At 51.0% G+C, this 26,410-nt stretch carries 23 protein-coding genes and 2 pseudogenes; 17 read left to right on the top strand and 8 right to left on the bottom strand.

The features are described from left to right. Nucleotides 1-116: 116 nt before the first annotated feature. Nucleotides 117-704: a GTP cyclohydrolase II gene (gene ribA, locus EB241_RS07975; protein WP_124232668.1), complete on the top strand. Its 588-nt coding sequence runs from the start codon at nucleotides 117-119 to the stop codon at nucleotides 702-704. 890 nt (nucleotides 705-1,594) lie between these two features. Here the strand turns inward: ribA and EB241_RS07970 are convergent. The 3 genes from EB241_RS07970 to topA form a co-directional block, all read right to left on the bottom strand. Further along, entirely contained in the window at nucleotides 1,595-1,756 is a 162-nt protein-coding gene (locus EB241_RS07970) for a YmiA family putative membrane protein (protein ID WP_124232667.1), read from the bottom strand. Nucleotides 1,757-2,257: 501 nt separating this feature from the next. After that, complete coding sequence (cysB, locus tag EB241_RS07965) at nucleotides 2,258-3,232, bottom strand: HTH-type transcriptional regulator CysB (RefSeq protein WP_124232666.1); 975 nt, start codon at nucleotides 3,230-3,232, stop codon at nucleotides 2,258-2,260. Between the two features lie 213 nt (nucleotides 3,233-3,445). Further along, complete coding sequence (gene topA, locus EB241_RS07960) at nucleotides 3,446-6,058, bottom strand: type I DNA topoisomerase (protein ID WP_124232665.1); 2,613 nt, start codon at nucleotides 6,056-6,058, stop codon at nucleotides 3,446-3,448. A 410-nt stretch (nucleotides 6,059-6,468) separates the two neighbouring features. Here topA and EB241_RS07955 point away from each other — a divergent pair, with 410 nt between their 5' ends. After that, nucleotides 6,469-6,717 (top strand): DUF2498 family protein, encoded by a 249-nt coding sequence (locus EB241_RS07955; RefSeq protein WP_124232664.1) that lies wholly within the window; start codon nucleotides 6,469-6,471, stop codon nucleotides 6,715-6,717. Nucleotides 6,718-6,737: 20 nt separating this feature from the next. On the opposite strand, the gene sohB is transcribed toward EB241_RS07955, so the two are convergent. Beyond that, nucleotides 6,738-7,787 carry a protease SohB gene (sohB, locus tag EB241_RS07950; RefSeq protein ID WP_124232663.1) on the bottom strand — a complete coding sequence of 350 codons (1,050 nt, stop codon included), beginning with the start codon at nucleotides 7,785-7,787 and terminating at the stop codon, nucleotides 6,738-6,740. Nucleotides 7,788-7,990: 203 nt separating this feature from the next. On the opposite strand from sohB, the gene EB241_RS07945 reads away from it, so the two are divergent. Further along, entirely contained in the window at nucleotides 7,991-8,752 is a 762-nt protein-coding gene (locus EB241_RS07945; RefSeq protein WP_124232662.1) for a YciK family oxidoreductase, read from the top strand. A gap of 138 nt (nucleotides 8,753-8,890) precedes the next feature. Here the strand turns inward: EB241_RS07945 and rluB are convergent, their stop codons facing one another. Beyond that, nucleotides 8,891-9,763: a 23S rRNA pseudouridine(2605) synthase RluB gene (gene rluB / locus EB241_RS07940; protein WP_124232661.1), complete on the bottom strand. Its 873-nt coding sequence runs from the start codon at nucleotides 9,761-9,763 to the stop codon at nucleotides 8,891-8,893. 286 nt (nucleotides 9,764-10,049) lie between these two features. Here rluB and EB241_RS07935 point away from each other — a divergent pair, with 286 nt between their 5' ends. Continuing rightward, the gene (locus EB241_RS07935; RefSeq protein WP_124232660.1) at nucleotides 10,050-11,204 is read left to right on the top strand and encodes a glycosyltransferase; all 1,155 of its coding nucleotides are present in this window, start codon (nucleotides 10,050-10,052) and stop codon (nucleotides 11,202-11,204) included. Nucleotides 11,205-11,271: 67 nt separating this feature from the next. On the opposite strand, the gene EB241_RS07930 is transcribed toward EB241_RS07935, so the two are convergent. Both EB241_RS07930 and rnm read right to left on the bottom strand, forming a co-directional pair. Then, nucleotides 11,272-11,892 carry an L-threonylcarbamoyladenylate synthase gene (locus EB241_RS07930; RefSeq protein ID WP_124232659.1) on the bottom strand — a complete coding sequence of 207 codons (621 nt, stop codon included), beginning with the start codon at nucleotides 11,890-11,892 and terminating at the stop codon, nucleotides 11,272-11,274. A 32-nt stretch (nucleotides 11,893-11,924) separates the two neighbouring features. Further along, nucleotides 11,925-12,800 (bottom strand): RNase RNM, encoded by an 876-nt coding sequence (gene rnm / locus EB241_RS07925; RefSeq protein WP_233592564.1) that lies wholly within the window; start codon nucleotides 12,798-12,800, stop codon nucleotides 11,925-11,927. A gap of 279 nt (nucleotides 12,801-13,079) precedes the next feature. On the opposite strand from rnm, the gene EB241_RS07920 reads away from it, so the two are divergent. The 12 genes and pseudogenes from EB241_RS07920 to yciA all read left to right on the top strand — a co-directional run bounded on the left by EB241_RS07920 (nucleotide 13,080) and on the right by yciA (nucleotide 24,572). After that, nucleotides 13,080-14,642: an anthranilate synthase component 1 gene (locus tag EB241_RS07920; RefSeq protein WP_124232658.1), complete on the top strand. Its 1,563-nt coding sequence runs from the start codon at nucleotides 13,080-13,082 to the stop codon at nucleotides 14,640-14,642. Then, nucleotides 14,642-16,234: pseudogene (gene trpD, locus EB241_RS21385) on the top strand (bifunctional anthranilate synthase glutamate amidotransferase component TrpG/anthranilate phosphoribosyltransferase TrpD). Before EB241_RS07920 ends, trpD begins: the two are co-directional and overlap by 1 nt. A gap of 2 nt (nucleotides 16,235-16,236) precedes the next feature. Then, a complete protein-coding gene (gene trpCF, locus EB241_RS07905) occupies nucleotides 16,237-17,598 on the top strand; it encodes a bifunctional indole-3-glycerol-phosphate synthase TrpC/phosphoribosylanthranilate isomerase TrpF (protein ID WP_124232655.1) in 1,362 nt (453 codons plus the stop codon). Nucleotides 17,599-17,643: 45 nt separating this feature from the next. Next, the gene (gene trpB, locus EB241_RS07900) at nucleotides 17,644-18,837 is read left to right on the top strand and encodes a tryptophan synthase subunit beta (RefSeq protein WP_124232654.1); all 1,194 of its coding nucleotides are present in this window, start codon (nucleotides 17,644-17,646) and stop codon (nucleotides 18,835-18,837) included. After that, nucleotides 18,837-19,643, top strand: a complete 807-nt coding sequence (gene trpA, locus EB241_RS07895) for a tryptophan synthase subunit alpha (RefSeq protein ID WP_124232653.1) — start codon at nucleotides 18,837-18,839, stop codon at nucleotides 19,641-19,643. The genes trpB and trpA overlap by 1 nt, the downstream gene beginning before the upstream one ends. A 157-nt stretch (nucleotides 19,644-19,800) precedes the next feature. After that, nucleotides 19,801-20,115 carry a BON domain-containing protein gene (locus tag EB241_RS07890; RefSeq protein ID WP_124232652.1) on the top strand — a complete coding sequence of 105 codons (315 nt, stop codon included), beginning with the start codon at nucleotides 19,801-19,803 and terminating at the stop codon, nucleotides 20,113-20,115. A 346-nt stretch (nucleotides 20,116-20,461) separates the two neighbouring features. After that, nucleotides 20,462-20,854, top strand: a complete 393-nt coding sequence (locus EB241_RS07885) for a CesT family type III secretion system chaperone (RefSeq protein WP_124232651.1) — start codon at nucleotides 20,462-20,464, stop codon at nucleotides 20,852-20,854. Nucleotides 20,855-20,866: 12 nt separating this feature from the next. Then, a complete protein-coding gene (locus EB241_RS07880) occupies nucleotides 20,867-22,081 on the top strand; it encodes a type III effector (protein WP_124232650.1) in 1,215 nt (404 codons plus the stop codon). Nucleotides 22,082-22,376: 295 nt separating this feature from the next. Next, nucleotides 22,377-22,725 (top strand): annotated as a pseudogene (locus tag EB241_RS21380) (YkgJ family cysteine cluster protein). Between the two features lie 23 nt (nucleotides 22,726-22,748). Further along, nucleotides 22,749-23,483 carry a YciC family protein gene (locus EB241_RS07870; RefSeq protein ID WP_124232649.1) on the top strand — a complete coding sequence of 245 codons (735 nt, stop codon included), beginning with the start codon at nucleotides 22,749-22,751 and terminating at the stop codon, nucleotides 23,481-23,483. 74 nt (nucleotides 23,484-23,557) lie between these two features. Then, on the top strand, nucleotides 23,558-24,094 hold the full coding sequence (locus EB241_RS07865) for a septation protein A (RefSeq protein WP_124232648.1): 537 nt from the start codon (nucleotides 23,558-23,560) through the stop codon (nucleotides 24,092-24,094). A 58-nt stretch (nucleotides 24,095-24,152) separates the two neighbouring features. Then, nucleotides 24,153-24,572 carry an acyl-CoA thioester hydrolase YciA gene (yciA, locus tag EB241_RS07860; RefSeq protein WP_124232647.1) on the top strand — a complete coding sequence of 140 codons (420 nt, stop codon included), beginning with the start codon at nucleotides 24,153-24,155 and terminating at the stop codon, nucleotides 24,570-24,572. 77 nt (nucleotides 24,573-24,649) lie between these two features. On the opposite strand, the gene tonB is transcribed toward yciA, so the two are convergent. Then, a complete protein-coding gene (tonB, locus tag EB241_RS07855) occupies nucleotides 24,650-25,405 on the bottom strand; it encodes a TonB system transport protein TonB (RefSeq protein WP_124232646.1) in 756 nt (251 codons plus the stop codon). Between the two features lie 220 nt (nucleotides 25,406-25,625). On the opposite strand from tonB, the gene EB241_RS07850 reads away from it, so the two are divergent. Next, complete coding sequence (locus tag EB241_RS07850) at nucleotides 25,626-25,922, top strand: YciI family protein (RefSeq protein WP_124232645.1); 297 nt, start codon at nucleotides 25,626-25,628, stop codon at nucleotides 25,920-25,922. Nucleotides 25,923-26,410: the final 488 nt, after the last annotated feature.

The raw sequence follows: 26,410 nt of genomic DNA, 5'->3' as shown, positions 1-26,410 counted from the left end.
TTGTTAACCGTCGCTATGGCGATTGTGGCAAAATATTTGCTATTGCGGATTACAGCCTGCCTGTCACATCCGGTCGGAATGTGCCAGGCAATATGATGAAATATCTGGAGAGTCACATGCAGCTTAAACGGGTGGCAGAAGCCAATCTGCCCACGCCATGGGGAGATTTCCTGATGGTTGGTTTCGAAGAACTGGCAACCGGGCACGATCATGTGGCCCTTGTCTATGGCGATATCAGCAGCAGTAAACCAGTGCTTGCGCGCATACATTCTGAATGTCTGACCGGTGATGCACTTTTCAGTCTGCGCTGTGATTGTGGCTTTCAGCTTGAGGCAGCGCTCAGTCATATCGCAAAAGAAGGTCGTGGTGTATTGCTTTATCATCGTCAGGAAGGCCGCAACATTGGCCTGCTGAATAAAATACGCGCTTATGCGTTGCAGGATAAAGGCTATGACACGGTGGAGGCCAACCATCAGTTGGGTTTTGCTGCGGATGAGCGCGATTTTACTCTGTGCGCTGATATGTTCAGACTGCTGGGAGTGAATGAAGTACGTCTGCTGACAAATAACCCACGCAAAGTTGAAATCCTGAGCGATGCCGGCATCAACATCGTTGAACGCATGCCGCTTATTGTAGGGCGCAATCCTGAAAACGCGCATTATCTTGATACTAAAGCAACAAGGATGGGCCATTTACTCCCATAAATTTTTACCGGGGTGGTAATCCCTTGCAGATAGCCACGTTGCACCGCAAATCACGCATTTCGGTGCTTCAGGGTTGAGCATAATCCGTTCGCCCGTACGGTAAAACTACCTCAACAACGCGGCTTCCTGCCGTAATGATACCAGTCACCGGATAGCCAGCATGTTGGGGGGTTACATCCGCAAGGAGCATTACATCAACGGGCAATACTCCGCACCTGGTGTATCCGGGCAAAAGTGGTGTGATTTGTGTCGGTGAACGCCTTTCAAGTCTCGCCATAAATATGTTGAGATTGCTTCATGACATATCTGTCCCGATGGCACTACAGACATAAATTAACGTCTTGATAAAGAATAAGTTAGACATAAACCAGATACAGCTAAAACAAAACGCCTCACGGATGTTAACCAGTGAGGCGTTTTTACAGAATTTTTATTTGTCTTAATATGCATACTTTATGCATCATTATTAATTATCCGGTCGCCGGAGTCAGATAAAACCTGAGAGCGACATTGAACAGCATAAGTACTGAATCTGAGATAATATAAAACTTGCACTGCTATGAACAATCAAGGTCCTGCAGACAGGCACTGTACATAACAGATTACCGTTAAACGGTGGATATTTTTTGTCCCAAAGTGATCAAACTGACCTGAAAAGTAAAAAATATATTAACAATCTGAAATTATAATTTTTATATCAGAAATAGCATCGGTAATTTGGCTTTATTACTTATTTTCTTTATCAATCATTGAATCAATAAAACTGCGCTGAAGCTCGTTAAGACACCATGAGTCTGGGATCGTAACGACTTCAGCGTCATTACTTTTACAAAAGCGTTGTTTCACCTTAGTTTGCTGTTGAGGCTTATGGTTAAACGTCTCCAGATACATTATCTTCCCCACACGCGCCAAATCATCAATGCGATCGCCAGCCAGAACATTGCTGAGCAGGCGAAAACAGCCATCCACGCTTTGCGTTTGAGGTTCCTGTTACGTTGAACCGGTATGATCTCATGCCCAAAATTGGGTTCTACAGTTAGTCTGGTATTCATAGTTATCGATAATCACTCTCATTGAAACGATTGAAGAAGCCAATCAGAAATTAGGATGAATCCTAAACATTTTTTGGCGCGAAATCCAGTCATTTTTATTGAACTAAACGATTAAGAACCTTTATCAAAACAGTTAAACAGCATTTATCTTTGTTAAATAAAAATGAGACTGTTTAATTTGAAATTAAGCCAAACCTATAATACAACCATCCTGTTCGGATCCACTTACAACGGCTTATTTGTCTACGATCCTTTGTAGAGATACTGTCACAGGGTGGTTTAAATAAGAGTGTAGGATTTGTCCTGGAGTAACGCAAAGGCACAGACTGAAAAGTGTGTCCCATTTCTCATTTAATGAATAACAAAGAAAAAACATGTGATGCGCGCTTTATTAACAAAAAAATAATAAAAAGGATTTATCGATAAGAATAACAAAAAAAGACCAATCATAATTATAAGGGCCGCATTCGGCCCTTATAACAACACACTTCGCATGGTTATTTATTTTGCCGGTAGCCTGATGTCTTTAAACATCGCTTCAATATCTTCGTTAGAGCGCAGCCCTACGGCTGTATCAACCACGTCTCTGGTCAAATGTGGAGCAAAACGTTGTATAAAGTCGTACATGTAGCTACGCAAAAAAGTACTGCGGCGGAAACCGATTTTTGTCGTGCTGTAGCTGAAAACATCTGTTGCTTCTATTCTCACCAGATCAGGATCAGAAACCGGATCAACCGCCATGCTGGCAATCACCCCTACCCCCAGCCCAAGCCGTACATATGTTTTAATAACATCGGCGTCGGTCGCGGTGAATACAATCCGTGGGGTCAGTCCTGCACGATTGAACGCCGTATCCAACTCAGATCGTCCAGTAAAACCAAAGGTGTAAGTGACCAGCGGATACTCAGCCAGCTCTTCGATAGAGACTTTCTCTCTGGCTGCTAACGGATGATCCGGCGTGACCACAATAGCCCGGTTCCAGTGATAACAGGGCAACATAATCAAGTCGTCATACAGATGCAGCGCTTCTGTTGCAATGGCAAAATCGGCGTTACCTTTGGATACTGCTTCAGCAATTTGTGTTGGCGAGCCCTGATGCATATGCAGCGAAACCCGTGGATAACGTTCAATAAAGCCTTTAATCACGTTAGGAAGCGCATAACGGGCCTGGGTATGTGTGGTGGCAACATAGAGGGAACCTTTATCAGGCCAGGTATGTTCACCCGCAACCGATTTAATGGCATCAACTTTGGAGAGCACTTCACGTGCAATACGAATAATTTCCTGGCCCGCAGGGGTAACCTGAGTCAGATGTTTGCCGCTGCGGGCAAAGATCTGAATGCCCAGCTCATCTTCCAGCATTCGCACCTGTTTACTGATACCGGGTTGGGAGGTATAAAGCCCTTCGGCCGTGGAAGAGACATTGAGATTATGATTAACCACCTCAACAATATAACGCAGCTGCTGCAATTTCATGTTGATTCCATCCAAGGGTTGTAAGCCGCGCACCCATCAACCGTGCTGTCAGATGCAAGTATGACAACCTCAGGTCCGGGGTTATCCGGTTTAATACGATTTAATAATAAGAAAAGTATTTTCTATAACAACTATACCAAAACCGGGGGGGAAGTGAAACGGAGAAAGATAACGGCTGAAGGAATAAAGGCCAGCACAGGCTGGCCACAGAAGTCACTTTTTGGCGGCACTTTTAGTGGTGATCTGCCATTTTCCATCGACATAAAAAGCTGACCAGCCACTGGCTTTGCCGTCTTTTTCAGTACTGACATACTGCTGTTTTGTTTTGCGACTGTAGCGTACCAGCGATTTATTGCCTTCATCGTCAGCCGTTGGGGCGTCAGCAAGATAGCGTAGTTTCTCAGGTAAACGATCGCGAAAACGTAGCAGCTCTTCCACCAGCGGTGCGCGAGTCTCCCTGGATTTCGGGAAAGTATTCGCGGCAAGAAACACCCCGGCTGCACCGTCACGTAATACAAAATAGGCATCCGATTTTTCACAGGTCAACTCTGGCAACGGAACCGGATCTTCTTTAGGTGGCGCGACATCACCATTACGCAGGATCTTACGGGTGTTTTTACACTCGTCATTGGTACAGGCCATGTATTTGCCGAAACGCCCCATTTTCAGATGCATTTCAGAGCCACACTTCTCGCATTCCACCACCGGCCCATCATAGCCTTTAATACGAAACTCACCCTGCTCGATTTCGTAACCCTCACAGCCCGGATTATTACCGCAAACATGAAGCTTGCGCTGATTATCAATCAGATAGCTGTCCATTGCCGTTCCGCATTTGTTGCAGCGATGGCGTGCACGCAGCGCATTGGTCTCAGCATCATCTCCTTCCAGGATATTCAGAACTTCATTCTCCGGGATGAGGTTAATGGTCTGTTTACAGCGCTCCTTAGGGGGTAAGGCGTACCCCGAACAGCCAAGGAATACACCGGTACTGGCGGTGCGTATCCCCATTTTTCGGCCACAGACCGGACAGTCAATGGATGTCAGGATCATCTGATTGGGCTGCATACCGCCTTCTTCAGGATCCTTATCTGCCTGTTCCAGCTGTTGGCTGAAATCAGCAAAAAAGGTGTCAAGTACGCTTTTCCACTGCGCCTCATTATTAGCTACCTGGTCGAGGCTGTTTTCCATATGGGCGGTGAAATCGTAATTCATCAGCTCCCTGAAATTTTCTTCCAGACGATCTGTCACGATCTCGCCCATCTTTTCGGCATAGAAACGGCGACTCTCTACCCGAACATAGCCACGATCCTGGATAGTCGAGATGATGGAAGCGTAAGTCGAAGGACGCCCGATACCACGTTTCTCCAGCTCACGAACCAGTGACGCTTCACTGAACCTGGCCGGTGGTTTGGTAAAATGCTGGCTCGGTTTGAGCTGCAGCAGTTTGAGTTCTTCACCCACCTCAATCGGTGGCAGAGCGCTGTCCTCATCATTTTTACGCAGTGCTGGCATCACTTTCGTCCAGCCATCAAAACGCAATGTGCGCCCTTTCGCTTTTAATTTAAAATCACCGGCAATAACCGTAAGCGTGGTCGCATCATATTTGGCCGGCATCATCTGGCAGGCTACAAACTGACGCCAGATAAGCCCATACAGCTTTTGTGCATCCGCTTCCATATCCTTCAGCTGCTCAGATAACACCCCTACATCAGAAGGGCGGATCGCCTCGTGGGCTTCCTGTGAGTTATCTTTGCTGGCATAAACGTTAGACTCCTTTGGCAGATACTTACTGCCAAACTCATTTTCAATGTAGTCACGTACCATGCCGAGTGCATCCTGACTGATGTTGGTCGAGTCAGTACGCATGTAGGTAATATGCCCTGCTTCATACAGGCGTTGTGCCATCATCATGGTTTTCTTGACACCATAACCAAGACGCGTACTGGCTGCCTGCTGCAACGTTGAAGTGATAAATGGCGCGCCGGGCTTGCTGCTGGTTGGTTTATCTTCACGTTCAGCGACCAGATACCGGGCTTTTTCCAGCAGACTGACTGCCGCATGGGTCTGCTCACTGTTGACCGGCCTGAAAGGACTGTCATGCTGATGCGTGACTTCCATCGACAGATCGCTGCCTTTTGGCGTGTTGAGGTTGGCGTGCAGCTCCCAGTACTCTTCCGGGACAAACGCTTTGATCTCACGCTCACGCTCAACGACCAGGCGCACAGCAACCGACTGCACCCGGCCTGCGGACAGACCACGGGCAATTTTCTTCCAGAGCAGCGGGGAAACCATATATCCCACCACGCGGTCCATAAACCGGCGTGCCTGTTGGGCATTGACCCGATCTATGTTCAGCTCTCCCGGTTTTTCAAACGCCTGACGGATAGCATTTTTGGTTATTTCATTAAACACCACGCGGCTGAAACGGGAATCATCGCCACCGATCACCTCACGAAGGTGCCAGGCGATAGCCTCCCCTTCACGATCAAGGTCGGTTGCAAGATAGATATGGTCCGCATCCTGTGCCAGAGACTTCAGCTCGGAAACCACTTTCTCTTTACCGGGCAAAATCTGATAATTCGCATCCCAGCCATGATAAGGGTCAACGCCCATGCGGCTTACCAATGCCGCTTTTTCGTCCTTTTTTACCTTTTTGGCCGTTTTACTGGTTGTAGAGTCAGCGCTCTTTTTAACTGTTGAACCACTGGTCGGCAAATCACGAATATGGCCAACGCTGGACTTCACCACGTAGTCATTTCCAAGATATTTATTGATCGTTTTGGCTTTTGCCGGGGACTCAACTATTACGAGAGCTTTACCCATATTTACCTTTACCTGATTGAAACATACGAGAGTAAAATGTGCCGTTTCACGAGGGGAACAACCGGCGCAATCACCATGTAGCTACCGGCTCTGTCTTTTTCATCCCTGTCATATCTGACCAGATTAGAGACTGCCACTCAGCAGGATAATTCATTGATTAACGTCACTTTTTACAACCTTTCCAGCGGTCTGTCCACAGTGCGTAAAGACAGTTTTACGCCCGGAACCCGAAACGCCCACACTCTACCTGATAAAATCTGATACGCAACTTAATTAGCACCTGCTGCCAATTTGCGCCAGAGCCAGCGATAAAAAGAGTGTGCCTCACCAGAAGTGCACGAACACAGGACTTTCGTTTAGCATGGGCAGCATACAATGACTGATAACAGCCATTATAAAGGAGAGCGGGAATGAAGCAGACTGAAGCGATCGGTAAAACGGCCTTGCTGGAAATAGCTAACGAAATGATGGCACAACATGCGCATTACTTTTATGGTATGGCCGTATCGGATGTGGAACAAAGAGGCGATGTGCTGGTGTTTCGTGGCAACTGTTTTCTGGACGAACACGGCCTGCCGGGAGATAAAAGCACCGTGGTATTTAACGTGTTGAAATATCTGGCAACGGAACTGTCGCCCCGCTACCAGCTGGAAAATTAACGCCCACAGGTGTCGACTGATTATAACAGCGGCTTCTGACCCCGTTGCCATAAGCGCAACAGCAGGCGTTCAGTGCTGTTAGCCGCACTATGGGTAAAGCGTTCGATAAATCTTTTGCGTCTGGCATAGCGTACCGCAATCACTTCACGGCTGCTAAGCTGTTCAATAATCAGATCGTCACTGGTGCCAACAGCATCAACCAACCCTTTTTCAAGGGCCTGAGTACCAAACCAGTGTTCGCCCGTTGCCACGCTGTCGATATCCAGTGCCGGGCGCATCTGTTGCACAAACTGCTTGAACAATACGTGCGTTTCATTCAGATTTTCACGGAATTTTTCGCGGCCCTGATCGGTATTTTCACCAAGAAAAGTCAGCGTACGCTTGTACTCCCCGGCAGTATGCAATTCCACATCGATTTCGCTCCGTTTTAGCAGGCGGTTTACGTTGAGGATCTGAGCAACCACGCCGATGGAACCGACAATTGCAAAGGGCGCAGCAACGATACGATCGGCTACACACGCCATCATATAACCACCGCTGGCTGCCACTTTATCCACGGCGACAGTCAGCCTGATGCCCTTATCACGCAGTCGCTGTAATTGTGACGAAGCCAGACCATAACCATGCACTACGCCACCGGGGCTTTCCAGGCGTAACAACACTTCATCTTCAGGTTTTGCTACCGCCAGTACCGCCGAAACTTCTTCGCGCAAAGAGGAAACTTCATGAGCATCCAGGCTGCCACGAAAATCAATCACAAACAGGCCCGGTTTGTCAGTGCTCTGCCTTATCCCCTGTTTTGCCAGCTGCCTGGCGCTTTTAGCGTCAGATTTTTGCTTTTTCTTGCGTTCTTTCTGCCACAGTTTCTGCTCGGGATGTTTCATTCTTGCCAGCAGCATGTCATCTTTCATGTCGCGATAATATTCACCCAGATTGGTTAGTTCCAGCTGACCACCCTGGCCCCGTTTACGCATCGCAAGATTGGCAATAACAATAACCACAGCAACAATCGCCAGCACGATGGTGAGTGTTTTTGCCAGAAAAAGTCCATAATAAGAGAGTAGTTCCACTCAATCCGCCTTAGTTATCATCGTTTAAGCAAAACCGCTAGTGTAGCGGAGTCAACGGCTTACGTCGCCAGGTTCCTGCTGCTTCAGTGCGTTTTACACCGCATTCACATTGAACTGACGGCGATTTTCAGGCATAAACTCCCCTGCCAGCACGGCGGCGGTCACGCCGTCACGCCTTATTGATCAACGCCAGAGGAGCGCCTGTGGATTATCAACCGAAAAGCAATTTGCTGACCGATCGCATTATTCTGGTGACAGGAGCCAGTGACGGCATTGGCCGTGAAGCTGCACTGACCTACGCCCGCTATGGCGCACAGGTCCTGCTGACCGGACGCAACCCACAAAAGCTGCAGGCGGTGATGGATGATATTGCCGCACACGGCCTGCCGCCGGCCCGCAAATTTATTCTGGATCTGGATTTCGCCACGCCAGCAGACTGTCAACATCTGGCCGAAGAGGTGGCAAAACAGGTTTCCCGCCTGGATGGCGTACTGCATAACGCAGGCCTTCTCGGTGATATCAGCCCGATGGAACAGCAAGATCCGCTGGTGTGGCAGCAGGTGATGCAGGTCAATATTAACGCCACTTTTTATCTGACCCAGGCGCTTCTGCCCCTGTTGCTCAAATCCCCCGGCGCATCGCTGGTTTTCACCACCTCCAGCGTCGGACGCAAAGGACGCGCCGGCTGGGGGGCTTATTCCGTTTCGAAATTCGCCACCGAAGGCATGATGCAGGTGCTGGCTGAAGAGTATGATGACCAACGTTTGCGGGTAAACTGCATTAATCCCGGTGGTACGCGAACCAAAATGCGTGCCAGTGCATTCCCGCAGGAAGATGCCACCAGACTGAAAACACCTGCCGACATCATGCCGCTCTATCTCTATTTAATGGGAGACGACAGTAAAAATAAGACAGGGATCAGTTTTGATGCCCAGCCAGCCCGTAAGCCCGGAGCGGCTGAATAATGTCAGAGAACTGCCACCAGCGACGGAACAAAGCCGGTTAGCATCAGCAACGGATACAGGCGGCATTGGGATGATTTTCACCGGAATGATAAAGTCAGAGCGAAAAGAGAGGCAAATTTTCGCCTCCCTGAGCAGGAGTTACGATTGACGCTTGCTCGCTGACCGACGGACGCTGCTGCCCTGAGAGTGGCGTTTGACAGCGCGACGAATCTGATTTGCTTTGGTCCGACGACGATCCTTATCAACAGGCACTTTGCTGGTCGTTTCCGCTGGCAAACCAACCAGTTCGCGCAGATAGTTTACCGGTGCCAGATCCAGTTCAGTCCAACCGCCGCGAGGTAATCCTTTAGGCAGATCGATATCACCATAGCGGGTGCGGATCAGACGGCTCACCTGTACGCCAACGGATTCCCACAAACGGCGCACTTCACGGTTTCGTCCTTCTGTCAGGGTAACGCTGTACCACTGATTAATCCCTTCGCCACCGCTGAATTTCAGAGTTTTGAATGCCGCAGGACCATCTTCGAGTTGCACGCCACGACTCAGTTGTTTCAGTTTGTCATCATCAACCTGGCCAAAGACCCTGACCGCGTATTCTCTCTCCACCTCACGGCTTGGATGCATCAGGCGATTGGCCAGCTCACCATCGGTGGTGAACAGTAACAGACCACAGGTATTGACATCCAGGCGGCCAACGGCAATCCAGCGGGCGCCACGCAGTTTTGGCAGGCGATCAAACACGGTAGGACGTCCTTCTGGATCGTTGCGGGTACACAATTCCCCTTCAGGTTTGTAGTAGGCCAGTACGCGACAAACTTCTTCGGTCGATTCTGCAACGGATATAAGGTGTCCATCAATACGGATTTTCAGCGCTTTACTGGGTTCAACACGATCGCCCAGCGTCGCGATCTTGCCGTCAACGCTGACGCGACCGGAAGAAATCATGGTTTCAATTTCACGGCGTGAGCCATGCCCGGCACGGGCAAGGACTTTTTGTAACTTTTCGCTCATGGCACTACCTCTTTGTCGCCTTCCCAGGCGTCGAATTTATTTATATACACTTAAAAATCAATAACTTAAGTTTATATGTTCACGCCATTATACCGTAAGTCATTAAGGATGTAACCCGTAATATTACGCGGTGGTCAGCGGTGATTAAGGTTGTACGCAAGGGTAAGGAAAAATCCTATTATCAGACGGCTAAATTTAGTGTAAACCGTTAAGAATAGCTAATAGATGGTTTAAGAGACTTAACAGGGCCATCCTCTCGAAATGATAACGAAATGTCAGGGAAATTATGAAAATTGCGATCAGCAGCATGGGTTATCCTGAGCAAAGAAACATCGTCGTCGACCCGCAAAACGACTATGTTAATTGCAAAAAGAAAAATACTTATCTTTATATCAATGCAATAAGAAATAAATTACTGAAAAAGAATAAAAAGTTCATTTTTAAGCCACTGCCAGGCATGTTACCGGCTGATGTCAAAGTTATTCATCTTTTCAATGAGGTCGCCAGTACATCCACACCCTGGATAGCGACCTTCGAAACGGAAATCCCCAGGGTACTGCCCGTTCCCGGCGTGGCTAAGACAAAAAACCCCGAACTCCATCAGCTGCTGCGGCTGGCAGCTGAGAAGTCCTGCGTCCGGCTCATCGCCATCTCGGAAGCAACCCGTCAGATCCAGAAAAAACTGCTGACCTCATTTCCTGCGTGGGAAAAAATACTCAATGACAAACTGTGCGTTTTGCATCCTCCACAGGCTCTGTTGGCGACAATCCCACGCGAAGTTAACCACGGTAAGCTGATTTTTACCTTTGTAGGTAATGAGTTTTACCGTAAAGGTGGCGCTGAGGTGGTTCTGGCCTTCTCTGCTCTGGCCGATGCAGGGTTAATCAACGGCGACCACCTTCAGGTCAATCTGATTGGCGACCTGTCCCGAAAACACAATATCGCCCATCGGGACTGGCAGGATACGGCAGATTTTCACCGTCATATTGAAGCGTGCATTGCAAAATATCCTTTTTTCATACACCACAACAGCCTGCCCAATGCAGAAGTAATGAAACTGCTTGCAGGGAGTGACGTGGGGCTTTTACCTACCTGGCAGGATACCTATGGTTTTTCCGTTCTTGAAATGCAGGCAAGTGGCTGTCCGGTTATCACCACCAATGTACGTGCACTGGCTGAGATCAATCCAGAATCGGCCGGATGGCTAATTACCTGTCCGTTGAGCGATATGTATGAATTCGTCGTTGATAGTGAGAACGCAAAAAATACGTTAAGACAGGCAATAACTGAACAGCTCAAGACGCATATTATTTCTGCCCTGGAAACCCGGCAGTCGGTTGTTAACAAATCTGTACAGGCGCTGGAAAGAATAAGACGGGATCACGATCCTGTCGCATTCAAACAGCAGCTTAACGCCATTTATTTAGCGGCTGTCTGCTGATCATCGCGCCATCCCCGCAGAACGTAAACGATAGTGCGCTTGTGATAAGCGCACTTTTACTGAACCGCTACATAAAAGGTTGTATATCGCCCACCCCTTCCCGCATCACAACCGGCGTATCTTCAGTCAGATCAATAACCGTCGTTGGTTTCTGCCCAAGGTAGCCACCGTGAATAATTAAATCCACCCGTTTACCAATGGCATCCTGTATCTCCTCCGGGTCTGACTCGGTGAAATCATTTCCCGGAAGCATCAGGGACGTCGACATCAAAGGTTCATTCAGCGCGGCAAGCAGCGCAAGAGAGATCTGATTTGACGGTACACGCAGGCCAATCGTTTTTCTCTTTTCACTCATCAGACGGCGAGGAACTTCTTTGGTTGCTTTCAAAATAAACGTGTAGTTTCCCGGCGTGTTGTTTTTGATCAGACGAAAAGCCGTGTTATCAACATGCGCATAGGTGGACAGCTCTGACAGATCGCGACAGACCAGGGTAAAGTTATGGTCCCCTTCCAACTGCCTGATACGACATATACGATCCATCGCGTTTTTGTCCTCCAGCCTGCACCCCAGCGCATAACCCGAATCGGTCGGATAAACAATCACCCCGCCTTTGTTGAGTAGCTCAACCGCCTGGTTGATCAGCCTCGGTTGCGGATTTTCCGGGTGAATATAAAAAAACTGACTCATAACTACCCTCTCGTTTGCCGCACATTGGGTGCTCAAACCTGTGTAATGTCAGGAAAACGCTGCCAGATTGCCTCAACGCCTCCCGGAAGCCATAATTTCTTACCCAGCTCGATCCACGCACAGGGCTGATGAAAATCAGAACCCTGTGATGCAGCCAGCTGGAAGTCCTGAGCATAACGAGCCAGCTGATTACGCTCGTTGGGCGCCTGCTGGCATTGTGCCACTTCCATCGCGTCACCACCCACCTCACAGAAACAGGTGAGCAGACGCTTAAGCCATTTGGCGGACAAACCATATCGTCCGGGATGGGCCAGCACGGCACGACCACCAGAATGATGAATGGTATCAACGGCTTGTTTCATTGTACACCACTGCGGCGGGGCGTAGCCGGTTTTCCCTTTGGCGAGGTATTTTTTGAACACCTGCGCCATGTTGTCTGCTTTGCCCTGCGCAATCAAAAAGCGGGCAAAATGTCCACGCGTCACCGCGCCACCTTCTGCCAGCGCCAGCGCCCCCGCGAGGGCATCAGCAATATGGGCTTTCTCCAGCCTTGCGGCAATTAATTCTGCGCGAGCCATCCGGCAGTCGGTCTGCTGCTGGAGAAATGTGCTCAGCACCGGATGCTGGCAGTCAACGCCAAGACCAACAATATGAATTTCATGATTTTCCCACAGCGTTGACACCTCCACCCCCGCAATCAGGTGCAGCGGAAGTTTGTGTCTCGCAATGGCATCACGGGCAGGCGCAATACCCTCAACCGTGTCGTGATCGGTAATGGCCAACACCGATACCCGATGCGCAACGGCTCTCAGCACAAGCTCCTCTGGCGTCAGTAAGCCATCAGAAGCCAGGGTATGACTGTGGAGATCGTACACAGGCCAGGGGATTTCCGGGATTGAATCGTTCAAAGCTGCTCCCGTTTCAGCGGAGAATACGTTGCCGCATGATAGCTGGATTTTATTATCGGGAAAAAGGGTATTGACATTTTCGCCATGAACCAGTTAACTAGTACACAAGTTCACCTTCAAGGGTATCGCAATGATGACAGTAATCTATACAATGATCGCACCATGGTGGCGTAGCTTTCCCTGAATGGGCGAAAGAGTGATGCACGCAACCCGCGAAAATGCAGATACCCAGCCCGCCGCCAGCGGGTTTTTTTTTAGCAAATTTCAGAGACTAACCTGATGCAAAATGCCAAACCTGGAATGAAACTGATCACCGGTAACGCCCCCTACCGCGACGATCCGGCTGCTGTTTTTCATCAGCTGTGCGGTGCACGCCCGGCCACGCTGCTGTTGGAATCGGCTGATATTGACAGCAAACGCAACCTGAAAAGCCTGCTTATTGTCGACAGTGCTCTGCGAATTAAAGCACTGGGTGACTCCGTATCCGTGCAGGCATTGTCAGAAAATGGGCGGGCGATTCTGCCACTGATGATTGATGCTCTGCCGCCCCATGTTATCCCTGCACGGCGGCCAGACGGCGTTGAACTGACTTTTCCTGCCAACAGTGAAGTCCAGGATGAGGATTCGCGACTCAAATCGACCTCCGTTTTTGATGCCCTGCGTCTGATCCCTCAGCTTTTCAACTGCCCGGAGGATGAACGTGAAGCCATGCTCCTTGGTGGACTGTTTGCCTACGATCTGGTGGCCGGATTCGAAGACCTGCCAGCACTTGATAACCAGCAGGCCTGCCCGGATTACTGCTTCTATCTGGCGGAAACGTTGCTGGTTATCGACCATCAGAGCCAGACAGCACGCCTGCAGGCCAGCCTCTTTACTGGCGCACCCGACGAATTTTTACGCCTGCAAAGCCGTATTGAAGCGTTACATGCCCAGATGTTGCAACCCGCTCATCCTTTACCAGTTCAGCATCTTGAAACAATGACACTGAGCTGCAATCAGAGCGATGAAGCATATTGTGAGGTGGTCACTCAGTTACAGCAGGAGATTCGGATCGGGGAGATTTTTCAGGTGGTGCCATCCCGCCGCTTCTCACTGCCCTGTCCTTCTCCACTGGCAGCCTATGACACACTGAAAAACAGCAACCCAAGCCCGTATATGTTTTTTATGCAGGATCAGGATTTCAGCCTGTTTGGTGCTTCACCGGAAAGCTCGCTGAAATACGATGCCACCACGCGGCAGATTGAAATCTACCCGATCGCCGGTACCCGTCCACGGGGACGCCATGCCGACGGTTCGCTGGATCGAGACCTGGACAGCCGTATTGAACTGGAAATGCGCACGGACCATAAAGAGCTGGCAGAACATCTTATGCTGGTTGACCTTGCGCGTAACGATTTGGCACGAATTTGCAAGCCCGGCAGCCGCTACGTGGCGGATCTCACTAAGGTTGATCGTTACTCTTTCGTTATGCATCTGGTCTCCCGCGTGGTGGGACAATTACGAGAGGATCTTGACGTACTGCACGCCTATCAGGCGTGCATGAATATGGGCACGCTGAGTGGCGCGCCGAAAGTGCGTGCCATGCAGCTGATTGCCGCGGCGGAAGGTACCCGGCGTGGCAGCTATGGCGGCGCCGTGGGATATTTTACCGCTACCGGTGACCTTGATACCTGTATCGTTATCCGCTCCGCGTATGTGGAGGGTGGCATTGCCACTGTGCAGGCCGGCGCGGGAGTGGTGCTGGATTCTGTACCGCAGGCAGAAGCCGACGAAAGCCGTAATAAAGCTCGCGCGGTACTACGCGCCATTGCCACGGCTCACCACTGCAAGGAGATTTTCTGATGGCTGATATTCTGCTGCTCGACAATATTGACTCATTTACCTACAACCTCGTCGACCAGTTACGTGCCTTTGGTCATAACGTGTTGATTTATCGCAATAGCGCTCCGGCTGAAGTCCTGACTGAATGCCTTCAGGCAATGGAAAACCCCGTATTAATGTTATCACCGGGACCTGGCACGCCGTCTGAGGCAGGCTGTATGCCAGAACTGCTTAAGCGTTTGCGGGGCCGTCTGCCAATTATTGGTATCTGTCTGGGCCATCAGGCCATCGTGGAAGCCTACGGTGGTCATGTTGGTCAGGCGGGCGAAATTCTGCACGGCAAAGCGTCTTCCATTACTCATGACGGCGTTGGTATGTTTGCCGGGTTGAGCAATCCACTGCCTGTGGCCCGCTATCATTCCCTGGTGGGCAGTAATGTGCCGACTGAACTGGTAGTAAACGCCACATTCAATGGTATGGTGATGGCCGTTCGTCACGATGCAGATCGTGTCTGCGGTTTCCAGTTCCATCCCGAATCGATCCTTACCAGCCAGGGTGCTCGTCTGCTGGAACAGACCCTCGCATGGGCGCTGACCACATAACAAGGAGCAACGATGAACGCCATCCTCGAAAAACTTTACCAGGGACACACGCTGACACGTCGCGAAAGCGAACAGTTGTTCTCCGCAATAGTGACCGGCCAGCTGGAGCCAACGCAGTTGGCCGCCGCGCTGATCGCCATGAAAGTACGCGGCGAACAGCCGGAAGAAATCGCTGGCGCGGCCACCGCACTGCTTGCCGATGCACAGCCTTTTCCACGGCCTGATTACGCCTTTGCCGATATCGTCGGTACCGGAGGCGATGGCAGCAACAGCATTAATATTTCCACCGCCAGCGCCTTTGTCGCCGCCAGCTGTGGGCTGAAAGTGGCGAAGCACGGCAACCGCAGCGTCTCAAGTAAATCGGGATCGTCCGACCTGCTGGCAGCTTTTGGCATCAGTCTGGAGTTGCCCGCAGAACAGGCTCGTCAGGCGCTGGACGATCTCAATGTCTGTTTTCTGTTTGCGCCGCATTATCACACCGGTTTTCGCCACGCGATGCCGGTACGAAAACAACTGAAAACCCGCACTCTGTTTAATGTCCTCGGCCCGTTAATCAATCCCGCCCGGCCGCCTCTGGCGGTGATTGGTGTCTACAGCCCTGAGCTGGTATTGCCCATTGCGCAAACGCTTCGGATCCTGGGATATCAGCGGGCTGCGGTGGTCCACGGAGGCGGCATGGATGAGGTGGCGCTTCACAGTGCCACCCACGTAGCCGAACTGCGCGACGGTGAGATCACCAGTTATCAGCTTACGCCTGAGGACTTCGGTCTTAGTGCATGGCCCCAGGAGGCTCTGGCCGGTGGCTCGCCTGAAGAAAACCGTGACATTCTGACACGATTGCTCCAGGGTAAAGGCCAACGTGCACATGAAGAGGCCGTCGCGGCGAACGTGGCGTTGTTGCTGAAAATTTTTGGCAATGAAGATCTGAAACAAAATGCCCGGCAGGCGTTGGAAGCTATCCGCAGCGGTGAGGCCTACCAACGCGTTGTCGCTCTGGCAGCAAGAGGATAATCATGCAGGAAACCGTACTTACCCGGATTGTGCAGGACAAAGCAGTCTGGCTGGCAGAGCGTCAGCAGAAACAGCCACTGCCTGCCTTTCAAAATCAAATAACGCCGTCCACGCGCAGCTTTTATGATGCATTGCAGGGTGCCCGTACCGCCTTTATTCTGGAATGTAAAAAGGCCTCACCGTCAAAAGGATTGATCCGCGAAGATTTCGACCCTGCAACCATTGCTGGCGTATACCGGCACTATGCTTCCGCCGTTTCCGTGCTGACCGATGAAAAATATTTTCAGGGAAGCTTTGATTTTTTGCCTGTCGTCAGTGCGGCCATCACTCAACCGGTGCTGTGCAAAGATTTTATTATCGATCCCTATCAGATCTACCTGGCACGCTACTATCAGGCTGATGCTGTTTTGCTGATGCTCTCAGTGGTGACAGATGAACAGTATCGCCAGCTTTCGGCAGTGGCTCATAGTCTCAACATGGGTGTGCTGACTGAAGTCATCAGTGAAGAAGAACTGGAACGCGCTACCGCACTGGGTGCAAAAGTGGTGGGGATCAATAACCGTGACCTGCGTGACCTGTCGATTGACCTTGAACGTACCCGCCGACTGGCGCCGGGCGTGGCACATGGCGTGACGGTGATCAGCGAGTCGGGTATTAACAGCTATGCACAGGTGCGTGAACTGAGCCACTTCGCCAACGGCTTTCTGATTGGTTCAGCACTGATGGCGGAGGATGATCTGACTGCCGCCGTGCGTCGTGTGATTATGGGTGACAATAAAATTTGCGGCCTCACCCGGGCAGAAGATGCGCGAAGTGCTCTGGAGTCTGGTGCAATTTATGGTGGGCTGATTTTTGCTGACAGCTCACCGCGCAAAATTACACCGGATACCGCCAGAGAAGTAATGAGTGGTGCGGTACTCAGGTATGTCGGTGTTTTCCGTAATAATGACTTAAGTTACGTTGTCACGATTGCAACCGACCTCCAGCTGGATGCCGTACAGCTGCACGGCGATGAAGACCAGCAATGGGTGAGCGAATTACGACGCCGGTTACCTGCCGCAACCAAAATCTGGAAAGCGTTCAGTATTAATGATGCCCTGCCAGCACGCGACTGGTCCGATGTGGACCGCTATGTCTTTGACAGCGGTAACGGTGGTAGCGGCCAGCGCTTTGACTGGACCCTGCTGGCCGGACAATCTCTGGACAATGTGCTGCTGGCAGGTGGTCTCGGTGCCGATAACTGCGTCGAAGCAGCCCGCCTTGGTTGTGCCGGTCTGGATTTTAATTCCGGTGTGGAAAGCGCGCCGGGGATCAAGGATCCCATGAAGATTGCCTCAGTTTTTCAGACACTGAGAGCGTACTGACCGTATGGAGCAGCTCTGGCTGCTTCGTTTAGCGAAAAGAGAAGCATTATGACCTTACTGAACCCCTATTTTGGCGAATTTGGTGGCATGTACGTGCCGCAAATCCTTATGCCCGCCCTGCGTCAGTTGGAAGAGGCTTTTGTCAGCGCACAGCGTGACCCTGCCTTTCAGGCTGAGTTCAACGATCTGCTGAAGAACTATGCAGGCCGTCCGACAGCGCTGACCTTATGTCAGAATTTGACCAAGGGGACAAAAACCCGGCTCTATCTTAAACGTGAAGATCTGCTCCATGGCGGTGCGCACAAAACCAACCAGGTATTAGGCCAGGCCCTGTTGGCGAAACGCATGGGTAAAAACGAAATTATCGCCGAAACGGGCGCCGGTCAGCATGGCGTGGCGTCAGCGCTGGCCAGCGCCCTGCTTGGTCTGAAGTGCCGTATTTACATGGGCGCAAAAGACATTGAACGTCAGTCACCTAACGTATTCCGCATGAAGCTGATGGGGGCTGAGGTGATCCCGGTGCACAGTGGTTCCTCTACGCTGAAAGATGCCTGTAATGAGGCATTACGTGACTGGTCCGGCAGCTATGAAAGTGCTCACTACATGCTGGGTACCGCGGCGGGTCCGCACCCGTTTCCAACCATCGTAAGGGAATTCCAGCGGATGATCGGTGAAGAAACCAAATCACAGATACAGGAAAAAGAGGGTCGCCTCCCGGACGCGGTGATTGCCTGTGTTGGCGGCGGGTCCAATGCAATTGGCATGTTTGCCGACTTTATTGATGAACCTGCGGTTGGCCTGATCGGCGTTGAACCTGCCGGGCACGGTATTGACTCCGGCGAACACGGTGCACCGCTCAAGCATGGGCGGGTCGGTATCTACTTTGGCATGAAAGCACCAATGATGCAGACAGAAGACGGACAGATTGAAGAGTCCTATTCCATTTCTGCGGGGCTGGATTTTCCGTCGGTCGGACCACAGCACGCCCATCTTAACAGCAGCGGTCGTGCCGATTACGTCTCAGTGACCGATGAAGAGGCGCTGGATGCGTTCAAGATACTGTGTCGCAGCGAGGGCATTATTCCGGCGCTGGAATCTTCCCATGCGCTGGCTCATGCGCTGAGAATGATGCGCGAGGCCCCGGAAAAAGAGCAACTTCTGGTGGTTAACCTTTCGGGGCGTGGCGACAAAGATATTTTCACCGTCCATGATATTCTGACAGCCAAAGGAGAAATCTGATGGAACGCTATGATCAGCTGTTTAAACGTCTGAGCGCCAGTAAAGAAGGCGCTTTTGTTCCCTTTGTTATCCTTGGCGATCCGACGCCGGAGCTTTCGCTGCAAATTATTGATGCGCTGATCGAAGGTGGAGCCGATGCGCTGGAGCTGGGCATCCCCTTTTCCGATCCGCTGGCCGACGGCCCAACTATCCAGAACGCGACCCTGCGCGCCTTTGCTTCTGGCGTGACACCGTCACATTGTTTTGAACTGTTGAGTGCCGTGCGCCAGAAATATCCTGAAATCCCGATTGGTTTGTTGATGTACGCAAATCTGGTCTTTTCTAATGGCATTGATAACTTCTATACCCGTTGCGAGCAGGTCGGTATTGATTCCGTACTGGTGGCGGATGTGCCGGTTGAAGAGTCTGCCCCATTCCGCCAGTCAGCCATGCGGCATAATATTGCGCCAATTTTTATCTGCCCACCCAATGCTGATGACGATCTTCTGCGTGAGATCGCCTCTCATGGTCGTGGCTATACCTATCTGCTGTCGCGCGCCGGGGTGACCGGTGTAGAACAACGTGGTGAAAGTCTGTCTCTGCAACATCTGGTCACGCGACTGCGGGAGTTTAATGCCGCCCCACCGATCCAGGGTTTTGGCATTTCTGAGCCAGCCCAGGTAAAACAGGCCATTGAAGCAGGTGCAGCTGGCGCCATCTCCGGCTCGGCGATTGTCAGAATTATTGAAAAAAATCACGCCAATCCGCCCGCCTTGCTGGCGGAGCTGAAAAGCTTTGTCGCCAGCCTGAAAGCCGCCACCCGCTAACCGTCGTTGAGTGCCCTACTTTTTACCGGTAAGGCACTATTTTTCAGCCGTTTTTACTACTCCACATTGCTAATTCCGTCCCCGGAGCTAAGCTTCTTTTACAGAGCAAATCTGTAATAACGGCGAAGGCCAATGGGTAAATGGCAGGGAGAAAACAATGAAGTTGATGAAAATTCTGACAAGTATGGTTGTTGCGGCAGTTGTGGCGCTTTCTGTCAGCGCCTGTGCGCCGACAAAAACGCAGGAAGGCACCGGCGGTTATCTTGATGACACGGTGATCACTACCAAAGTTAAAACGCAATTGCTGCAGGATGATTCATTAAAATCCACTGAAATTAACGTCGAAACCTTTAAAGGCCGCGTTCAGCTGAGTGGATTTGTCAGCTCACCACAAATGGCTAATCGTGCCGTTTCTCTCACCCGCAGCGTGAAAGGTGTTACTTCAGTGACCAACAAAATGCAGATTAAGTAAGTTGTGATAAACGATAAAAGGCGCATTTTTGCGCCTTTTTTGTTGCTGGCCAGGCGCCACTTCTGTGGCGTGCAGAAGATGACTGCTGGCCGTTTTACGCTTCCCCCTTGGGCTGTTCGCTGTGCCATACGCGCCGCAGAACCCCTTAAAATACTGCCCCGTGACCATGATCTTTATTCAGGGAACTTTCCTGCTATCCCTTACCACATACCAAAACAGCGTTTAGCACAGGGATTGGAGAGCAGGTTTGGCTGAGATATTTTTCCCGGCGAAACACGCTTTCGGTCTTCTTTTTAGCACATGTCGTGTGTGCCAGATTCCAAATTTTACCGGTGCCGTTACCATCATGAGCAACTATTTTGCGTCGCAGAAACTTTTTAACGATCTTCAGCACACTGACTCTGGCAATGTGGGAATACATGCCGTTGACTCACCTGATGGCATCCCCCTTACCCTGTATGTCAATGGCCCATCGCTGACCTTTCTCGCTGAAATCACCCCACTGCAAAATACCCCGCAGGACGATCTGCTGCTCAGAAAAATGCTGGCCTATGCTTTCCCCGGTCTGCGGTTGCGTGGGGGCGCATTGACAATCAATCCCGATGAAAAAACGCTGGTTTATTCCTACGAGCAGGTACTGAGCACCCTGAGCAAAACGCGATTTGAAAGTCTTCTGGCCAATTTCTCCGCCACGGCAATGGCGTTGCGTCAGGCAGCACAGCGGCTGACCTTCAGCTAAGGAACGGTAAACATGAATAAAATTAACTCCACAGGCGAAGTCGCCTCCACGAATGCCGTCAGCAATAACCATCCGCTGCCGATGCGTATGGATGCCGCACGGGGTCAGCAGGCACTACCGCCACTGGATTCGCCGTCGAACCTGCGGCTGCATGCCTCAGGATCAACGCCGACAGCATCGACTGACCAGACGGTACAACGCGTCGCCCCGGACGCCTGCCGACAAAACCAGCCGGCGTCCACAAACCCCATTACCCTTTTTGCCAAACTGATGACTGGCAGTCTGGCACTGCTGGCCGGACACCGGGTAGCCACTTATCCCGGAGATTTCGCCAAAGATCCCGGCGGTACGCTATGGGCAGCGATCAATCTGGCACAGCGCGCCACTGCTGAACATTTGCAGACAGGCAACCACTCGGTCATCGACCGCTACAGTCACTATATTCCTGATGACAGTCCCTGCTACGGTGCCAGAGCGGAAATAACACACTCTCTTCCGTCAAATGTCCAGGGGCGCTGGTACCCCGGAAAATCGCTGGTTGAACTGAGTAATAATATTCAGTTGCAAACACCGCCCGCGGAGGTTGCCGCACATGAGTTTGTGCACTGCTATACCCATCCCGAATTCCGGGCGCGTAACGAAAAACATCCCTCATGGCAGGCAATGAATGAAGGTCTCACCACGCATCTGACGGAAAAAGTGCCCAGTACCCGCCGGTTCTGGCATTCGGGTAAAGACGCCTATCACACCTTCAAACTGCCCTCCGGTAAGTCGTGGCCCCAGGCCGCACAGGATATTGAAAAAAAAGTGGGGGAAGACACCCTGCACCGTGCTTTTTTCAGCGGTGACGACGACGCGATCCGAAAAGTTTCCAGCGCCGCGGCACAGATTTATCCGCAGGTTGCGTCACAGCGAACAGAATCGCAGATGTGGTTAGCCGGCCAGTTGCGTGGTGGTCAGCACCTTGCCGAGTGCTACGCCGGGGCGTTACTCGCCGCCGGTCAGCCCCTTCCGGGTACGTCGACTCATAATATGCTGCCGGTATTCAGCTACTCAGATATCTCACCGGATCAGGCGAACCGGATGCAACGCCAGGCTCAAGCCAGTAAACAAAGAATGGGGGACGTGTTCGATGCCGCATTCTTTGCGGCCGACCTTAAGACACAGAAAACAGCCCTGAGTATGTTGCGCGAAGACCTGCTGATGCACTGGAAACCGGTACTTTGATACCTGGGCACAAGAAATCGCTGTGCCACTGTGGCATTCCCCGGTCCCCCATTGGCCGGGTGGTCAGACGCCCCGCAAAAAATCCAACAAAAAGCAATTAAAACAAAAAATTAATACACAGCAGCCTGCCAGGCTGAACACGGCTAACAATGCGCTTGCAGAAAAAAACGCCCGATTATGTTACTGCCCTCCATCCATGTGATTTTGGCTCGAAGCCCCAAAGGGGCTGGCAATCAGATGAGCGAAACGCTTAAATCCCTGTGTTCACTGCGGCGCCTGTTGCGCTCATTTCCGCGTGTCGTTTACTGGTCGAAACCCGATGATGGCGGAGGTATTTCACCGAATCACTGAATCTTTTTATGCGAAACATGCGGGAAAACCAATAACCGTTCACCACGCGGCGTGGCGCCGGAAGGCAAATTGATGGTTGTGTGTCCTGTAGCGTCTATGCGCAGCGACCCCAGTTGTGTCGTGACTTTTCTCCATCAGGGGAAAACAGTCAACACAACCAGGCCTGCGATCGCGCCAGAGCACAATATGGTCTGCCGCCGCGGTTGGTACTTACCGGGCCTCCTTTAATAGAAAGTTATGTAAGTCAGGGTGCCAGGTTGGCATCAGACAATGTACAATCCCCGGATCGCTAATACTGGTTCTTCAAGGAGAGTACATGTCTTTCACGGCAGGTTCGTTATACCGTGACACGGGGAATTTTCTCCGCCATCAGTTAATTACTATTGCCCTGGTATCACTGCTGAGTTCGTTCATTACCGTTATGATTGGCCATGCTCTGACCCCTGGAGCGGATCAGCTTTCAATTCTCACCGACGGCGATAACGGTTCAGGTAGTCTGTTGGAGATGGTGCAGAACATGTCCACCGATCAGCAGCGGATCCTGTTGCGTGCTTCTGCTGCGGGGACCTTTGCCTCGCTGGTAGGTAATACGCTGCTACTGGGCGCCATGCTGACCCTGCTCCCAATGGTATCGGCAGGTCAACGGGTCAGCGCGCTGCGGGCAATTGGCACCTCGGCCCCCATGCTGCCCCACCTGCTGCTGCTGGTGTTTCTGATGACGCTGGTGGTGCAACTTGGCTTTATGGTTCTGGTCGTTCCGGGCGTTATTCTGAGTATTGTACTGGCACTTTCACCGATAGTTCTCACTACTGAAAAAACCGGTGTCTTCAGGGCGATGCGAACCAGCATGTCTCTGGTCTGGGGTCAGATGAAGGTGGTTGCCCCCGGCGTGTCAGTCTGGCTGATGGCGAAGCTGGCGGTAGTGTTGCTGGCATCCTCGCTGACCATTCTGCCTGCCAATATCGCTTCGGTCCTGCTCAACGCCCTGAGCAACCTTATTTCAGCCATACTGATAATCTATCTTTATCGCCTTTATATGCTGTTGCGTTGATCTGCCGCCGCATCTTCCTGTGCGCTGTGACCGAATAACGTGGTGTTTTGTCTGTCTGGTATCTGGAAACCTTTATGAAGCAGTTATTTGATTTTCTTCCACTGGTAGTTTTTTTTATTTTCTACAAATTGTATGACATCTATGTTGCGTCAGGTGCGTTGATTGTGGCAACTGCGCTGGCGCTTATCGCCAGCTGGGTGATGTTCCGCAAAGTTGAGAAGATGACTATTTTCACTTTTGTGCTGGTTGCGGTGTTCGGCACGCTGACGCTGGTTTTCCACAATGACGAATTTATTAAATGGAAAGTAACGGTGATTTATTCTCTGTTCGCACTGGCACTGTTGTTCAGCCATTTCTGGATGGAGCAACCGCTGATCCAAAGTATGCTGGGTAAGGAACTGAAACTGCCTGATTTTGCCTGGCGTAAGCTGAATCTTGCGTGGGCGGCTTTTTTCCTCGCCTGTGGACTTGCCAACATCTATGTCGCCTTTTGGTTATCTCAGGCATTTTGGGTTAACTTTAAAGTGTTCGGTTTAACCGGTCTGACGTTGTTGTTCACCCTGATCAGTGGCCTGTATATCTATCGCCTGATGCCACAGGAAGAAAAATAATCCTTTAACGCCCGATAATCGTCGGGCCACCCTCTCTCTACCAGCCGGAAGCAACAGCATGAGTGATATTGATAACCGACTCCCACAGGGCGAGATGGTGCTACGGACGCTGGCCATGCCTGCCGATACCAACGCAAATGGCGATATTTTTGGCGGGTGGCTTATGTCTCAGATGGATATAGGTGGTGCCATCCTGGCAAAAGAAATTGCCGGTGGACGGGTGGTTACCGTTCGGGTCGATGGCATGACGTTTCTCAAACCCGTTGCCGTCGGTGATGTGGTGAGCTGTTATGCACGCTGCATCCGTACAGGGAGCAGCTCTGTTACCATTAATGTTGAAGTGTGGATTAAGAAGGTCTCATCAGAGCCAATTGGACTACGCTACTGCACCACGGAAGCGGTGTTTATTTATGTTGCAGTGGATCAACAAGGAGAATCTCGCCCATTGCCAGCTGATAAAAGTCACTTCTCAGGCTGACCAGACAGCAGGGTTAAACGCCGTTAACGTTAAATAGCTAGCCTGTTTCGCGCTCTGTGGCGCGAATTTCAGGCCACTTATTCCAGCGTCGTACCGCCTTTCAGTTTAAAGACAATGTTCAAAGTCAAATCTTTTCCTGGCTTTCCGGGTTCATAACGCCATTTTTTCATCGCAAGACGCACATCCCTTTCGAAGATGTTACGAGGCTCAGCGGAGAGAATACGGATATTGGTCACGCCACCGGTGCTGTCCACATCGAATTGTACCCGCACGCTCCCTTCAAGACCCAGGGCCTGAGCGCGGGTTGGGTATTCAGGCTTGGCAACGCTGATACGCTTTGGGCCAACCGGTATCGACGAGGAAGACGCTGATGAAGTCTTTGGCGCTGTGGAAGGCTTTGGCGCTGTGGACGGCCTTTCATCATTGAATGGCGATGCCTGTTTCGCTACGGTATGTGGCCTGACCTCTTTCTTCGGTTTCACCACCTCTTTCTTCACCGGTTTAGGTTTATGTTCCGGCTTTGGCTTTAGCTTTGGCAAAGGCATGGCTACGGGTTCAGGAACCGGTGCCGGTTCGGGAATGGGTGCCGGTTCAGGAATAGGTGCCGGTTCGGGAGTGGGTGCCGGTTCGACAGCAGGTTGCCGCGCAGGCTCTGGCTGCACTTCTGGCGCAATCATGGAAACGCTGATGGGCTGCGACGCTTTGGGGATATTCACTTTCTGGTGATAAGAAGCATAGAGTATGGCGCCGATCACCGTTGCATGCAGTCCAAGTGAAAACAGCATTGGCAGTGAAATACGGCGGGGTAAGGAATCTTCAGTCAGCGTCGTCATAATCAGTCTGTGAAAAGTAGTGAAACGCCAGTTTAAATGCAAATAGCAATCAGTTTCAATAACATCACTGTTTTCAGATGCCATTTAAACACAACAGCATGAATACTGGATGATTTGCAGCCAAACATATCTTTCGTTTACAGATATCTTTCATTTGCAGAATGACAGGTGATCCCTTACCGTGAGAACCCAATCTTACTGATCCACAGGAGTTGTCATCATGCTCTACGTAATTTACGCGGAAGATAACAGTGATTCACTGGAAAAACGCGCTGCCGTTCGCCCAGCCCATCTTGCTCGTCTTCAGCTGCTTAAAGATGAAGGCAGACTGATTGTTGCCGGGCCAATGCCAGCAGTAGACAGTAATGACCCCGGCGCGGCGGGTTTCAGCGGCTCGACAATTATTGCCGAATTCTCCTCGCTGGAAGCTGCACAGGCCTGGGCTCAGGATGATCCCTATATTGCCGCAGGGGTCTACAGACAGGTTGCCGTTAAACCCTTCAAACGGGTATTTTGATAAAAAATTTATTTTCAATGAAATATGATATGTCTGCCTGAGACAAAATACGTCTTCCAGGCTGCATAAATCGGCATCTTCCCGGCTGATGATCCTGAGTGCAGGTCTCTTTCGCCCATCCTCGCCGGGTTTGACAACATGGCAGCACTCACAATATTCACCCATTCCCTGAAAATGACAAATACCTCTCATCTTCAATCACCTGGCGAATTAAGAGTAAGTTCAGGTGAATATCATCACGATGCGATTATTTGGTAAAACAGGGGCCAATAAAAGAGATCGGTCATGAATAAATGCAGCGAAGCAAAACGCTACTCTGGCATGGGTAACGCGCTGTATTCTGTACACTCTGCTGGTCGTGCAGACCAGGCAGCCTGCTTAGTCCTTAAGCCGAACTGAACACGCCAGGTTAGCCTTAAGTGACCCCGTTTTATCTTCCCCGTTAAAATACGGCAACACGCACGACACTGCTACCATGGCGGATAACG

The sequence above is a fragment of the Erwinia psidii genome (assembly GCF_003846135.1).
Lineage (GTDB): Bacteria > Pseudomonadota > Gammaproteobacteria > Enterobacterales > Enterobacteriaceae > Erwinia > Erwinia psidii.
Note: the sequence above shows the minus strand (reverse complement) of the source record. Positions and strands in the feature narration are given on the sequence as shown.